General features: G+C 60.3%; 6 protein-coding genes and 2 rRNA genes (1 of these 8 only partly in view). 1 reads left to right on the top strand and 7 read right to left on the bottom strand.

What is annotated here, in order from left to right:
• Positions 1-64: 64 nt before the first annotated feature.
• Together mmsB and PspS34_RS03270 are read right to left on the bottom strand one after the other, a co-directional pair.
• Positions 65-952, bottom strand: a complete 888-nt coding sequence (gene mmsB, locus PspS34_RS03275; RefSeq protein ID WP_057716518.1) for a 3-hydroxyisobutyrate dehydrogenase — start codon at positions 950-952, stop codon at positions 65-67.
• A gap of 10 nt (positions 953-962) precedes the next feature.
• On the bottom strand, positions 963-2489 hold the full coding sequence (locus tag PspS34_RS03270; protein ID WP_154861530.1) for a CoA-acylating methylmalonate-semialdehyde dehydrogenase: 1527 nt from the start codon (positions 2487-2489) through the stop codon (positions 963-965).
• A gap of 150 nt (positions 2490-2639) precedes the next feature.
• Between PspS34_RS03270 and PspS34_RS03265 the strand changes: the two genes are divergently transcribed.
• Entirely contained in the window at positions 2640-3587 is a 948-nt protein-coding gene (locus PspS34_RS03265) for a LysR family transcriptional regulator (protein ID WP_150812867.1), read from the top strand.
• Here PspS34_RS03265 and recD read toward each other — a convergent pair.
• The 5 genes from recD to PspS34_RS03240 form a co-directional block, all read right to left on the bottom strand.
• Positions 3584-5677 carry an exodeoxyribonuclease V subunit alpha gene (recD, locus tag PspS34_RS03260; protein WP_159389510.1) on the bottom strand — a complete coding sequence of 698 codons (2094 nt, stop codon included), beginning with the start codon at positions 5675-5677 and terminating at the stop codon, positions 3584-3586. The genes PspS34_RS03265 and recD overlap by 4 nt on opposite strands.
• Entirely contained in the window at positions 5674-9363 is a 3690-nt protein-coding gene (gene recB, locus PspS34_RS03255; RefSeq protein WP_154861528.1) for an exodeoxyribonuclease V subunit beta, read from the bottom strand. The genes recD and recB overlap by 4 nt, the downstream gene beginning before the upstream one ends.
• Positions 9363-12812 (bottom strand): exodeoxyribonuclease V subunit gamma, encoded by a 3450-nt coding sequence (recC, locus tag PspS34_RS03250; RefSeq protein WP_154861527.1) that lies wholly within the window; start codon positions 12810-12812, stop codon positions 9363-9365. The genes recB and recC overlap by 1 nt, the downstream gene beginning before the upstream one ends.
• A 221-nt stretch (positions 12813-13033) precedes the next feature.
• Positions 13034-13149, bottom strand: a 5S ribosomal RNA gene (rrf, locus tag PspS34_RS03245).
• Positions 13150-13305: 156 nt separating this feature from the next.
• A 23S ribosomal RNA gene (locus PspS34_RS03240) occupies positions 13306-15052 on the bottom strand; it runs 1147 nt beyond the window's last position.

The following is a 15052-nucleotide window of genomic DNA, read 5'->3' as shown; positions in this document are numbered from 1 at the left end:
TCAATGTCGACTGTAACGACCTCATCGCGAGCAAGCTCGCTCCCACAGTTTTTTCACCGCCCTTCTATTGCGGCTTGCGATAACCGTTGATGATCGCCGAGAAGTCCTGACCACCCTCCCCACGCAAACTCATCGCCTGATACAACTGCTGGGCCACCGCGCCGAGTACCACCGGCTGGTGCGCCTGACGCGCCGCTTCAGTGGCCAGCCCCAGATCCTTGAGCATCAGTTCGGCACCGAAACCACCGGTGTAACCGCGCGACGCCGGCGCTGTTTCAACGATGCCCGGCCACGGGTTGTACATCTCCGAACTCCAGCAACGCCCGGTGGAACTGTTGATGATGCCCGCCAGCACCTTGGTGTCGATGCCCAGGGCATCGCCCAACGCCATGGCTTCGCTGACGCCGACCATGGAAATCCCCAGCAGCAGGTTGTTGCAGATTTTAGCGATTTGCCCAGTACCGACCTCACCACAATGGACGATGTTGCGGCCCATTTGCGCCAGTACCGGTTGCAGGGTGGCGAACAGTTCGGGGGTGGCGCCGACCATAAAAGTCAGTGTCCCGGCGGCTGCGCCACCGGTGCCGCCAGAGACCGGTGCATCGGCCATGGCCACGCCCTGTTTGGCAGCGGCGGCGGCCACGTCCCGCGCGGTCTGCGGATCGATGGTGCTGCAATCCACGGCCGGCACACCTTTGCCGATACCGGCGAGCACGCCGTCTTCACCCAGCCACACACTGCGCACATGCACCGCGGCAGGCAGCATGGTGATGACCAGTTCGGCGCCCTCTGCCGCTTCACGGGCCGATGCACTGATACTGCCGCCCAGTTGTTCCAGTTCCGCCAGCACGGCTTTGTTCAGGTCCACCAGGCGCAGTGCATGGCCGGCCTTGATCAGGTTGCGCGCCATCGGCGCGCCCATGTTGCCCAGACCGATAAAAGCGATTTTCATGTCCGGCTCCTTAACGCAGGTTGATGGTGGTGTTCACACCGTCGTTGACGCTGTCGTCATCGAACCAGCGACTGGTGACGGTCTTGGTCTGAGTGTAGAACTGCACCACTTGCTTGCCGTACGGGCCGAGGTCGCCGAGCTTGGAACCGCGCGAACCGGTGAAGCTGAAGAACGGGACCGGCACCGGAATCGGGATGTTGATGCCGACCTGGCCGACGTCGATTTCGTTCTGGAATTTACGCGCCGCCGCACCGCTCTGGGTGAACAGGCCCGTGCCGTTACCGAACGGGTTGGCGTTGACCAGGGCGATGGCCTCGTCGAGCGTATTAACCTCCAGCACCACCAGCACCGGGCCGAAGATTTCCTGGGTGTAGATCTGCATGTCGGTGGTCACGCCGGAGAACAGGGTCGGGCCGACAAAGTTGCCTTTCTCGTAACCTGGAACCGAGATCTCGCGACCGTCCAGCTCCAGTTTCGCGCCTTCCTTGATGCCGCTCTCGATCAGGTCGAGAATCCGCGCCTTGGCCTTTTTCGAAATGACAGGGCCAACATCAGTGCCCGGCTCGCTGCCGGCATTGACCTTGAGCTTCTGCGCCAGCGCCTTGAGATCCGGCAGCCATTGCTTGGCCGCGCCCACCAGCACCACCACCGAGGTGGCCATGCAGCGTTGACCGGCGGCACCGAAACCGGCACCCACCAGCGCATTCAGCGCTTGTTCGCGATTGGCATCCGGCAGCACCACGGCGTGGTTCTTGGCGCCCATCATCGATTGCACGCGCTTGCCGTGTTTACCGGCCAGGTCGTAGACATGCGTACCGACGGCGGTTGAACCGACGAAGGAAACCGCCTTGATATCTTTATGGGTGCAGAGCCCGTCGACCACATCCTTGCCGCCATGCACGACGTTGAGCACACCGGCCGGAATACCCGCCTCGATCGCCAACTCCACCAGGAGCATGGTCGACATCGGGTCCTGTTCGGACGGCTTGAGCACGAAGGTGTTGCCGCAGGCGATGGCCATCGGGAACATCCACAGCGGAATCATCGCCGGGAAGTTGAACGGGGTAATGCCCGCACACACGCCGATCGGCTGGCGCAGGGTGTAGGTGTCGACGCCACCGGCGACGTTTTCAGCGAACTCACCCATTTGCAGGCTGCCGATGGAACAGGCGTGCTCGACCACTTCCAGGCCACGGAAAATATCGCCTTCGGCGTCGGCAATGGTCTTGCCCTGCTCGGCGCTGAGGACGGCGGCGATGCGCTTGGAGTGTTCGCGGATCAGCGCCTGGAGCTTGAGCATGATGCGCATGCGCGCGCCGATGGGTGTCAGTTTCCAGGTCTGGAATGCACGATGAGCGGCGCTGATGGCTGCATCGACTTCTTCAGCGGTGGCAAACGGCACCTTGGCCAGCACTTGCTGGGTCGCCGGGTTGATGATGTCGTGCCATTCGGTGGACTTGGATTCGACCCACTGGCCGTCGATCAACAGTTTGACCTTCTGCACGGTGGTGTCATTGGGCGTGAGCGATACGTTCATGTGGGTCTCCAGATCTTTGTTGTTATCTTGGGAGCCAAGGCGAAACAGTCGCCTTGAGAATAGGCATGCGCCGCGAATTGGTTAACGGGCTGTTTTTGGAGTATAGATGTGCAAACTTCTGATAAGAACGCACATAAAAACCGGTCCAACATGCAAAAAAACATCACCTCCCTCGGATCGTTGAACTGGGACGACCTAAAGTTTTTCCTGGAAGTCTCCCGCACCCGCAAGGCCAGCACCGCGGCCAAGCGCCTGGCGGTGGACTACACCACGGTGTCGCGGCGCATCAGTTCCCTGGAAACGGCGCTGGGCACATTGCTGTTCGAAAAATCCCGGACCAGCGGCTTTGTCCTGACCGCCGAAGGCCAGCGGTTGATGGGGTATGCCGAGTCGATCGAAAGTACCTTGCACATGGCGTGCGAGCAGGTTTCCGGGTCCGGCGTGGCGCTGTCCGGTCATGTGCGCATGGGCTGCACCGAAGGCTTCGGCAGCTTTTTCATCACGCCGCAGCTGAGCCACTTCGTCGACACCTACCCGGCCATCTCGGTGGATATCCTGCCGCTGCCGCATTTCATCAGCCTGTCCAAGCGCGAGGCCGACATCGTCATCGCCCTGGAGCGTCCGGAGCATGGACCGTACGTCTGCTGCAAACTGTGCGACTACCGATTGCAGCTGTACGCAACCCAGGACTATCTGGACAACCACCCACCGATCCGCCGACCGGCAGACTTGGCCAAACATTCGTTTATCAGTTACGTCGACGACCTGGCGTTCAGCTCGGAGCTGCTGTACCTGGCCAACGTATTGCCCGGCGCCAGCGCCAACCTGCGCAGCACCAGCGTGATCGCGCAATTTGTGGCCGCGCAGCAGGGACGCTCACTGGCGATCCTGCCGTGCTTCCTCGCCACTCAGGACCCTCGCCTGCTGCCGGTGTTGCCGCAGGAAATCAATATCACCCGACAGTTCTGGATGTACTGCCGGGAGGATTTGAGGAAGCTCAAGCGGATTACCCTGTTGTGGGATTACATCCGCGAGGTGACCGAGCGCAATCAGGGACTGCTGATGGGTGACAGCCGGGAGATGCTGTTTGCCGACTAGTCGGCGCCGAGCCCCAGCATCAACCCGCTCAAGCGCTTGACCTTGCGCCTCACCGCCTCTTCGAACACCCCTGTGCGGGGCTCGATCAAGGTGAACCAGTTCTTGGCCCGGGTGATCCCGGTGTAGATCAGTTCCTTGGTCAGCACGGGGTTCAAGGCGTCGGGGAGGATCAACGCGGTGTGGGCAAATTCCGAGCCCTGGGATTTATGCACGGTCATGGCGTACACGGTTTCGACATCATTGAGCCGGCTCGGCAGGACAAAGCGCACGCCACCCTGGCCGTCATTGCGCGGAAAGGCGACACGCAGAACCTGCTTGCCGGCCTCGGGGCCCTCACGCTCCGGAAGCTTGAGGGCGATGCCGATATCGCCGTTCATCAAACCCAGGCCGTAGTCATTGCGGGTCATCAGAACCGGACGGCCTTCATACCATTGCTGGTCACTGTCGATCAGGCGTGCCCTTAGCAAGGCGTCCGTCACTCGCTGGTTCAAGCCCTCCACACCCCACGGCCCCTTGCGCACGGCACATAACAACTGGAACGCGTCGAAGGCTTGCAACACCTCCCGGGCCCAGTCGGTCCAGCGTGAATCTTCCAACGGACAATCGAGCGCCGGGCGCTGATTGCGCAGCAGGCTCAGGTAGTGCCGATAACCCTGCGGCCCTTCACCGTGGCCTTCGAGCAGCAGGCGCTCCAGAGCACGGTCCCGCTCCCCCTTGAGGGACAAGGCATACACATCGTCATGGCTTCGCGCAGACAACAACCTGCGTGCTTCTTCGGGTTGCTGCTGGTTGACCCAACGAGCCAGTTGGCCAATACCACTGCCCTCACCGAATCGCCGGGAATGGCGCAACATCACGACCTGTTGGGCCAGTGGATGAGCGCCCTGCGTGTCCTCCTGCAATCCGCTGGTTTGCAAACTTTCGCCGCTGACGGCTTCCAGCCACTGGCGTGTCTGCGGGCTGTACCAGCCAGCCTCAGCGTCGCGACACAGATCCCCCAGTACCGCACCGGCTTCTACCGAAGCCAGCTGATCCTTGTCACCCAACAGCACCAGGCGCGCATGGGCGGGCAAGGCGTCGAGCAGGTTGGCCATCATTTCCAGGTCGATCATCGAGGCCTCGTCCACCACCAACACATCCAGCGGCAGGCGATTGCCCGCGTGGTGCCGGAAATGACGAGTCCCGGGCCGGCTGCCGAGCAGGCGGTGAACGGTGGTGACGTCGGACGGAATCTTTTCCCGAACGTCCTCCGTGACCTTCAAGGTCCGGACTTGCTGGCTGATGGATTCTGTCAGACGCGCCGCGGCCTTGCCGGTCGGTGCGGCGAGACGAATGCGCAGGGGCATGCCGGCCTCGACCGCCGGCGCCTGGAGCAACGCCAGCAAGCGCACGACGGTGGTGGTCTTGCCCGTTCCCGGCCCCCCAGTGACGATGCTGAAGGCGCTGCGCGTCGCCAGGGCGCAGGCCAGCTTCTGCCAGTCGATCACGTCACCAGGTCGGGCAGGACCAAACAACCCGGTGAGACGCTGGAGCAAGTCATTCGGCGTGGATTCGTGTTCCGTCAGACGCTCGCGCAACGAAAGGTCGATCCGCCGCTCGTAGGCCCAATAGCGGCGCAGGTACAAGCGTTTGCCCGATAACACCAAAGGCCGGTCACGCACGTTGTCACGACTGTCAGCGGCCAGTGCGACCAGGTTGCTGGCGGCCAGCACCTTGCACCAATGAGCACCGTCCAGCGATCCCAGCAATTGCGAGGGCAACAACATCGCGCCGCCTTGCACGTCACCTTCGGGTGGCAGCGACAGGGCGAAGTCGGGTTCTTTCAGTGTCTCGAACAGGTCGAGGCAGACATGCCCGTGACCCAACTGGTGGCTGGTCAGCGCGGCTGCCAGCAACACCAACGGATCATCCTCCGGTGCCAGTTCATGTAGAAACGCCACAAAGGCTTTGTCCAGCGCACGCAACCAGCCACGCTCGACCCAACGCGTGAGCAACAACAGCAAGTCGTCGGCACGACTCAGCGGCGCCAGATCGACCAGGCTTTCGGCTGCCAGCGATGTGGGCAACAAATCGGCGAATGTGCGACTCATAACAGTACTCCCTGTTCCCAAGCGGGTTCGGCCTTGGGCTCTGGCTTGCCCTGGAACAACCTGTCCAGACGCTCGATCAGTTCTCTTGGCGGGCGGGCGAAAAACACACCCTGGCTGGCCGCGCGCGTACCGCGCAAAAACAGGTACAACGCACCGCCGACATGCCGGTCGTAGTCGTAATCGGCGAGCCGCGCCTTGAGCTGGCGGTGCAGGGCCAACAGGTACAACACGTATTGCAGGTCATAACGGTTGTCGAGAATCGATTGTTCCATGGCCTGCGCGGTATAGGCCGCATCATCGACGCCGAGCCAGTTGGATTTGTAGTCGGCAACGTAATAACGGCCGTCATGTTCGAACGTCAGGTCGATGAAGCCCTTGAACATACCGTTGAGCAACACCGGTTCCGCGGCCACCCGGGCCACGCCGTTATGGGTGTATTGGCACACCAGCGCGTCGAGCTTGAGCACATCGACCTTATGGCTGGCGAACCAGAACTCCATCTCGACCTGATACTGCGTCAACTGGCCGAATACCACTGGCGCCTGGCCGGCGCCCAGTTGCAACGGCGACTTGAGCAGATGCTGCAGCCAGTCACTCAAGGTACTGATCCAGCCCTCCCAGCCTCGACGGTTGCAGCGACGGGCAATGGCGTCGATCACCTCGTGTGGTGCCGCATCAAAACCCTCGCCCCCCGCCCATTCGAGCAAGCCATGGAGGAAGGTGCCGGGATTCGGGCCGCGCGGGAAGCGATGGATATCGCCACCACCGGCAACCACCTCTCTGGGGGCCTGCGGATCGAGGCGTTCGTCATCGAACAGTTTTTGCGCCTGCGGGCTCTCCGGCGCCTCGTCCGTGCCGACACTCAGGGTGTCGCCAATGCGCAGCGCGCTGTAGGAAGCGATCCACCAGTTTTCACTGGCCTTGCGTTTCGGAACCCGCGGAACCAGCAGCGCCGCATCGTTTTGTGGAGGCTGATAATGCTCTGCTGTTGCTTCAGGCATCTCGGCATACGCCAGCGCCGGGCAGTCCTGTTGCAGATCCTGCAGCCAACGCTGCAACGCCGGGGCCTCGGCCAATGGCGCACCGCCGCCCAACAGATAACCCAATGCCGACAGATGCAGCACCGAGCCATTGTTGTTACCGCGCTTGAGGTCGGCCACCCCCAGCCAGCAGGCGTGTTGCGCCCGGGTCAGGGCGACATAGAGCAAGCGCAGATCCTCGGCCAGACGCTCATCGTCAGCCAGGGCAATCAATTCTGCCGTCGGCTTCAACGTGACTTGGGCATTGCCGGATTCATCGTGGTAGTGCAGCGGCAGGCGACTGCCATCCACCGGCTTAGCCGAGCAAATGAACGGCAGGAACACCAAGGGGTATTCAAGGCCTTTGGACTTGTGGATGGTCACGACCTTGACCAATTGCTCATCACTTTCCAGACGCAGGATCTGCTCTTCGCCAGCCTGCCCGGACAACGCCAGATGCTCGGACAAATGCCGGATCAAGGCTTGCTCGCCATCGAGTTCAGCGGCGGCTTGTTGCAGCAGTTCGAAAAGGTGCAGAAGGTTGGTCAAAACGCGTTCGCCGTCACTGCGGGCGATCAAAGCCTGGGGCAAACGGAAGTCGTGCAGCAAGCGTCGCAGCATCGGCAGTACGCCCTGCTTGCGCCAGACTTCGCGATAGCCACGGAACTGCATGACCCGGGACTCCCAGGCCAACTCGTCCTGATTCAGACGCTCCAGTTCCGTAAAGGACAGGTTCAACGTGATGCTGGCCAACGCAGCCCGCAGCGGTCGCTCGACATCCGGCTCGGCGCAGGCCTTGAGCCAGGTCAGCACGTCATGCGCCTCCTGGGCGGCGAACACCGAGTCCTTGTCCGACAGATAAACACTGCGCACACCACGGGCGGCCAATTGCGCACGTACCGCCTGCGCCTCCTTGCCATCGCGCACCAGGATGGCGATGTCCGCCGGTAGCAGGCCCCTGAAGGCTTTGCCGTCCTGGGTGAATCCCGCTTGCCCCTGCTGCCCGCCATTGAGCAATGCCGTGATTTCACTGGCGCAGGCAGCCGCCAGATGTTGCCGGTACACCGCACCGGACAACGGTTGTTCGGCCGACAAGTGCCAGATGTTCAAGGCAGGGATTGCCTGGTCATTGATGCGCAAGACTTCTTTGCGGCCCTGGGAGGCAACCGGCGTGAACGGAACCGGGTTGTCGCCATTCTTCTCCCGAAACAGGAACGCGCCGCGTCCTGACTCACGGGCTTCGGCGCGCGCGAACACATGGTTCACCGCGTTGACCATGCCATGGCTTGAGCGGAAGTTGGTGCCCAGGGTGTGCAGGCGGCCAGTGGTGGCCTGGCGGGCGCGCAAGTAGGTATGGATGTCGGCGCCGCGAAAAGCGTAGATCGCCTGTTTCGGGTCGCCGATCAGGAACAGACCGCACTCGGGGCTGTTCTCTTCAATGCGGTAGATGCTCTCGAAGATCCGGTATTGCACCGGGTCGGTGTCCTGGAATTCATCGATCAGTGCCACCGGAAACTGCTCGCGAATCAGGGTTACCAGTCGCTCGCCGCCATCGGACTGCAAGGCCGCATCAAGACGCAGCAACATGTCGTCGAAACCCATTTCCGCACGGCGGCGCTTCTCTTCCTCGAATCGCGCCCCGACCCAGCGAGCCGCATGTTGCAGTACGGCGGCATCAGGTGTCGGCAACCCATCGAGACAGGTCTTGAGCCCGGCCATCGCATCCAGCCCCGGATGTCGAGGCGCTTCTCCCTTCCAGGCTTCGGCCATGCCATCCGGGGTCAACCGAGTAAAACCAGTGCCGATATCCAGTTGCTCGAGGGATTCGTCCTCGGCCCAGGCTTTGATCTTTTCAAACCAGGGCTCGAAATAGCGTGCCTGCATCTTGCGACCGTCGACAGCCTTGCCGGCAACGCCCTGGTGACAGATCGCAAGCAACTCGTCCGCCCACTGCAGCCAGGGCTTCTTGAGTTCGATCAGGGCCGCCCTTCGCTCTTGCAAGCATTGCGAAATCACTTCGGCGGGTTCTTTCCCTTCAAGGGTATCCCGCTCGCTGGCGAACAGTGCACGAATCCGCGGCAGCAGCGCCGCCGGTCCGCCCCAATTGCTGCGCACCCAATTCAAGGCGTCACCTTGCATCGGGTAGCAGAACAGCCGCCAGTAATCGCGCAGGACTTCCCCCAGCAAATCGCTGTGGTCGGTTTCCAGGGTCTGGGTAAACAGGCTGCCGCTGTCGAAGGCGTGCTCGCGCAACATGCGCTGGCACCAACTGTGGATGGTCGACACCGCCGCCTCGTCCATCCACTGGGCGGCGATATCCAGGCGGTTTGCGCATCCGGGCCATTGCTCGGGCAAGTACTGATCACGCAACTCGGCAATCAGGCTGTCGGGGGCTGGTGTTTCATCCCGGAAATATCGCGCGGCCTCGGCGAGTCGCGTACGGATGCGTTCGCGCAGCTCTTTGGTCGCGGCGTCGGTGAAGGTCACGACGAGGATCTGCGGCGGCAACAGCTCACGCCCGAAACCACTGTCCTCCCCGCCGTTGCCAAGCACCAGACGCAGGTACAACGCGGAAATGGTGAACGTCTTGCCGGTCCCGGCGCTGGCTTCGATCAGTTGACTGCCGCGCAGCGGGAACGCCAGGGCCAGAGGTGTCTTCGAGCTCATCAGCGCGACTCCTCGCTGGACAGGGAACGCCAGGGCGCTTCAAGAAGCGGACGATAGAGCGCGTCACACCACTGGGGGAACGTCTCGTCGGCGACCAAGGCAGCGTAATCGGCGAATTGGCGCGCCAGTGCCGGGCTTTCGCGACGCTCTCCGTCCGTCGTCTGCCCATCACCTTCATAGGCCTTGCGCGCAGCGGCTTCGGCTTTGACCGGGTCGGTTTGCCCCAGCCACGCGAATGCGGTCTTGACAGCGATCGGCAGAGGCTGGCGCATCCCCGACTGCCAGGCCATCAACAGGTCACCGAGAATTTTCCGCGCCGTGGACTCGTCCAGCGGACCGAGCAACAGGCTGTCGTCACTGGCCACCAATGCGGTGGTCAACGCCATGCCACTGGCACAAGCCATCAGATGATTGACCCAAGGGCGTGTCAGTCGATGCCATTTGCGCGACTTGATCGAGCCGATGCTGTTGGGGATCGTTGTGACAGACAACAAACCACCATCAGCACGCTGATGCAGGCCGCCGAGCCAGCCCTCGATGTGCAGGCCTTGCAGCTCAAGACTGACGGGCAACGCGCTGCTGAGGGGTGTTGGCCACAACGCCAGGAGCTGTTGGTGGCGTTGCAGCAAGTCAGGCAATGGCTCGATCAACTCATGTTGCAGGCACTCACCGAATCCGGCCATCGGCAACAGCCCGCTGTTCTGCAAACGCTTCGCCTGATCCTCCAGTGCCTGCCCGGTATTTCCAGGATCTGCCAGTGCCGCTTCGAGCAAACGGTCGCTGAGGCTGTAACGCTGCAACGCATCCAGGACAAAGGGTTCTTCATCGGCCAACGGCACTTCTGCCGCCTCGAAGAAGACCTTCAGTCGCTGGCTGAAAAAGTGCCGTACCGGATTGCGCAGGAAATCCTGCAGTTGACCGAGACTCAGTGGTTCGTCCTGAACGTGGGGCCCGAGCACTTCGGCGTTTGCCTGCTGCTCTGCCGCCTGATGAAGGACCTGCCATTCGGTGGCGTAGCTGAACGACTCATCCCCGTCATGAAAGTAGCGAGCACTGAAGGGTTGCAACGGGTGTTCCCGGGTCATGGCTTCCAGCAGATCCTCGTCGCGTTGCAGCATTCGCCAACCGCTGGCCAAGTGGTCACGCAACTGGCCGATCAGCACCGAGGCAGGCCGCTCGCTGTTATCGCGGATGCTTCGGCCCACCCAACTGATGTAGAGCTGGTCCCGTGCCGACAACAAGGCTTCCAGTAACAGGTAGCGGTCATCTTCGCGCCGGGAGCGGTCACCCGGACGGTAATCACTGCCCATCAGATCGAAATCCAGCGGCGGTTGCGCCCGCGGATAATCGCCGTCATTCATGCCCAGCAGGCACACCAGTTTGAACGGGATAGCACGCATGGGCATCAAGGTGCAGAAGTTGACCGCACCGGCCAGAAAACGTTGGGACAAACGGCCCTGATCCAGACCTGCAAGCCAGGCTTCACGGACGACGGTCAGCGGCAACTCATCCTGCAACCCGACGGATTCGCAGGTCTCGAGCCAGGTCTCACGCAGCTCTTCAAGCTGGGCCAGCAAGTAGTCATCGTGTTCGTTACCGGCAAGGAAGAACAACTGCACCAACGCCTGCAAGCGCAAGCCCCATTGCCCTGGCGATGCCGGCTGAGAGAGCTCGTGGTGAGCCACTTCCAGCGCGTCCAGCAACGCAACCAGCGGACCGATGAGCGCAGCGTCCAGACCACCGATCTCGTCGTAGGGCTCGATACCCTCATAAGCATCGGCGCTGCCAACGGCATAACCGAGCAACATTCGTCGCAATCCGAAGCGCCAGCTGTTTTGCTCCAGTTCGTTGGGTAGCCCGAGCCCGGCACGTTGCTCGGCATTCATGCCCCAGCGAATGCCGGCACCTTCGATCCAGCGGTGCAGCGTCGGCAGGTCACGCTCCTCGACACCAAAGCGAGCGCGCAGTGCCGGGACGTCCAGCAGATCGAGAATCTCACTGACGGGGAATCGGCTGTCAGGCAGCTTGAGCAGGTGCTCGACAGCAATCAGCAATGGATCGCGACCACGCTGGCCCTGGTCAGCCAGGGTAAACGGAATGAAGCGAGGATCCTGGCGGTCAAGCTGTCCAAACACGGCACGAATATGCGGTGCGTAGCTGTCGATGTCCGGGACCATCACGATGATGTCTCGGGGTCGCAATGTCGGGTCGGCGCTGAAGCGCGCGAGCAGTTGATCGTGAAGGATCTCGACTTCTCGCTGGGCGCTATGGGCGATGTGAAAACGGATCGATTCGTCCTGCTGCAGATCGATAGCCGGCCAACGCTCCCGAGTCTCGTTGAGGGGGCGCAACTCGAGGATGTCATCCTGCAACTGGTTGAGCACATTCAGCGGCTGACCGTCACTGAACAGGTCGATGCGCCCGTCTCGAAATGCCGAACGATAGCTGTTGGGATCGTCATAACTGTCGAGCAGGTTGATATAGTCCCGCCCCTGCTTGCCCCATGCGGCCAGCAACGGGTGAGCATGCTGATGCAGGGTTTGCGGATCGATCACTACCGGCATGCCGCTTTTGCGGGCCTGACGCTTGTATTGATGCCGCAACAGGTCTTTATCGGCGACGATGTCCGCCCAATGGTGACGACACGGGTTATGCACGCACAGCAAAACCTGACTGAATCGTGCCAGTCCCGCCAGTGCTTCCAGGGCTTGTGCAGGCAGCGAAGAAATCCCGAAAACGATCACTCGCGAGGGTAACCCCTTGGGGGCCGCTTCGAGATGGTTGATACGCTCGACAAATCGCTGATGGACACCGGCACGGCTTTGCGCCATGCCTTCTTCTCCCACATCCAGCAAGAGTGCGCGCCATAGCTCTGCCTGCCAGCAATTGGCCGGTGTCAGGGGTTTGGCTTCACCCCTGGCGTTTCTTGTCTGATGGCGACCTTCCGCCCAGTCTTCGAGCCAGTCGGCTCGGTACACCTGGTATTGGTCGAACAGATCCGCCAGACGCTCAGCCAATTGATAGCGCTTGCGCAGATCGGTGTCATGGGTCAGGAAACGCTGCAGCGGCTCGAAGTGCGGCTGATTGATCAACTGCGGCAGCAGGCGCATCAGACGCCAGGTCAGTGGGGCTTTATCGAGCAGGGACTTGACCGGAATTTCGTCGCGGCCAAGGACCATGCGATAGAGCTGCCACATGAAGCTGCCGGGCAACTGCACGTCGATGGCGGCAGCGATGCCGCAGCCTCCCATGTCGTCTTCTTCAGAGTCTTCCGCCAGTGCCAGCTTCAGCCATTGGGCAATGCCATTGCTTTGCACCAACGCGATTTCGTTCTCCAGGGGAGCCAGCGGGTAGCGTCGCATCCAGCTGACCACCAGGCTGCGCAACTCGTCCAGGCGGTTGCCGTGAACCACCATAAAACCAGCACTGAGGGACGTCGCGTCCGGCATAAAGGCTTCCTTGGATAATACAAATTCGAGGGACGACTTTAGCATTGAAGGCGATTGGCTTCATTGTAGGAGCGAGCCTGCTCGCGATGGACGTTAACGATGACGCGGGAAACCTGACACCCCGCAGCGCTCGCGGTTTTTTCGCGAGCTCGCTCGCGCCTACAGGGACGCCAAAAACAAAACCCCTACCTGCATACGCAGATAGGGGTTTCGGAATTTAATCTTGACGATGACCTACTCTCACATGGGGAAACCCCACACTACCATCGGCGATGCATCGTTTCACTGCTGAGTTCGGGATGGGATCAGGTGGTTCCAACGCTCTATGGTCGTCAAGAAATTCGGGTACTGAGTCGTGGCCGGCTGGCCTCGCTTCAGCAAATTGGGTATGTGACAGCTTTCGGTGTTTTGCAAGAGTCGAACTTTCGGTTCTTTCGTCTTCACACACCGCAATCTGATGCTCTTTCGAGTAGTCAAATTGCTTGGGTGTTATATGGTCAAGCCTCACGGGCAATTAGTATTGGTTAGCTCAACGCCTCACAGCGCTTACACACCCAACCTATCAACGTCGTAGTCTTCGACGGCCCTTCAGGGGACTCAAGGTCCCAGTGAGATCTCATCTTGAGGCAAGTTTCCCGCTTAGATGCTTTCAGCGGTTATCTTTTCCGAACATAGCTACCCGGCAATGCCACTGGCGTGACAACCGGAACACCAGAGGTTCGTCCACTCCGGTCCTCTCGTACTAGGAGCAGCCCCTCTCAAATCTCAAACGTCCACGGCAGATAGGGACCGAACTGTCTCACGACGTTCTAAACCCAGCTCGCGTACCACTTTAAATGGCGAACAGCCATACCCTTGGGACCGGCTTCAGCCCCAGGATGTGATGAGCCGACATCGAGGTGCCAAACACCGCCGTCGATATGAACTCTTGGGCGGTATCAGCCTGTTATCCCCGGAGTACCTTTTATCCGTTGAGCGATGGCCCTTCCATACAGAACCACCGGATCACTAAGACCTACTTTCGTACCTGCTCGACGTGTCTGTCTCGCAGTCAAGCGCGCTTTTGCCTTTATACTCTACGACCGATTTCCGACCGGTCTGAGCGCACCTTCGTACTCCTCCGTTACTCTTTAGGAGGAGACCGCCCCAGTCAAACTACCCACCATACACTGTCCTCGATCCGGATAACGGACCTGAGTTAGAACCTCAAAGTTGCCAGGGTGGTATTTCAAGGATGGCTCCACGCGAACTGGCGTCCACGCTTCAAAGCCTCCCACCTATCCTACACAAGCAAATTCAAAGTCCAGTGCAAAGCTATAGTAAAGGTTCACGGGGTCTTTCCGTCTAGCCGCGGATACACTGCATCTTCACAGCGATTTCAATTTCACTGAGTCTCGGGTGGAGACAGCGCCGCCATCGTTACGCCATTCGTGCAGGTCGGAACTTACCCGACAAGGAATTTCGCTACCTTAGGACCGTTATAGTTACGGCCGCCGTTTACCGGGGCTTCGATCAAGAGCTTCGCGTTAGCTAACCCCATCAATTAACCTTCCGGCACCGGGCAGGCGTCACACCCTATACGTCCACTTTCGTGTTTGCAGAGTGCTGTGTTTTTAATAAACAGTCGCAGCGGCCTGGTATCTTCGACCGGCGTGGGCTTACGGAGCAAGTCCTTCACCCTCACCGGCGCACCTTCTCCCGAAGTTACGGTGCCATTTTGCCTAGTTCCTTCACCCGAGTTCTCTCAAGCGCCTTGGTATTCTCTACCCAACCACCTGTGTCGGTTTGGGGTACGGTTCCTGGTTACCTGAAGCTTAGAAGCTTTTCTTGGAAGCATGGCATCAACCACTTCGTGTTCCAAAGGAACACTCGTCATCAGCTCTCGGCCTTAAGATCCCGGATTTACCTAAGATCTCAGCCTACCACCTTAAACTTGGACAACCAACGCCAAGCTGGCCTAGCCTTCTCCGTCCCTCCATCGCAATAACCAGAAGTACAGGAATATTAACCTGTTTTCCATCGACTACGCTTTTCAGCCTCGCCTTAGGGACCGACTAACCCTGCGTCGATTAACGTTGCGCAGGAAACCTTGGTCTTTCGGCGTGGGTGTTTTTCACACCCATTGTCGTTACTCATGTCAGCATTCGCACTTCTGATACCTCCAGCAAGCTTCTCAACTCACCTTCACAGGCTTACAGAACGCTCCTCTACCGCATCATCCGAAGATGATACCCGTAGCT

Source organism: Pseudomonas sp. S34 (genome assembly GCF_009866745.1).
Lineage (GTDB): Bacteria > Pseudomonadota > Gammaproteobacteria > Pseudomonadales > Pseudomonadaceae > Aquipseudomonas > Aquipseudomonas jessenii.
This window is presented reverse-complemented; position numbering and strand designations above follow the sequence as displayed.

Excerpts from the sequence above, each read along its gene's own strand:
- mmsB (WP_057716518.1), bottom strand. The coding sequence starts at position 952 with ATGAAAATCGCTTTTATCGGTCTGGGCAACATGGGCGCGCCGATGGCG.
- PspS34_RS03270 (WP_154861530.1), bottom strand. The coding sequence starts at position 2,489 with ATGAACGTATCGCTCACGCCCAATGACACCACCGTGCAGAAGGTCAAA.
- PspS34_RS03265 (WP_150812867.1), top strand. The coding sequence starts at position 2,640 with ATGCAAAAAAACATCACCTCCCTCGGATCGTTGAACTGGGACGACCTA.
- recD (WP_159389510.1), bottom strand. The coding sequence starts at position 5,677 with ATGAGTCGCACATTCGCCGATTTGTTGCCCACATCGCTGGCAGCCGAA.
- recB (WP_154861528.1), bottom strand. The coding sequence starts at position 9,363 with ATGAGCTCGAAGACACCTCTGGCCCTGGCGTTCCCGCTGCGCGGCAGT.
- recC (WP_154861527.1), bottom strand. The coding sequence starts at position 12,812 with ATGCCGGACGCGACGTCCCTCAGTGCTGGTTTTATGGTGGTTCACGGC.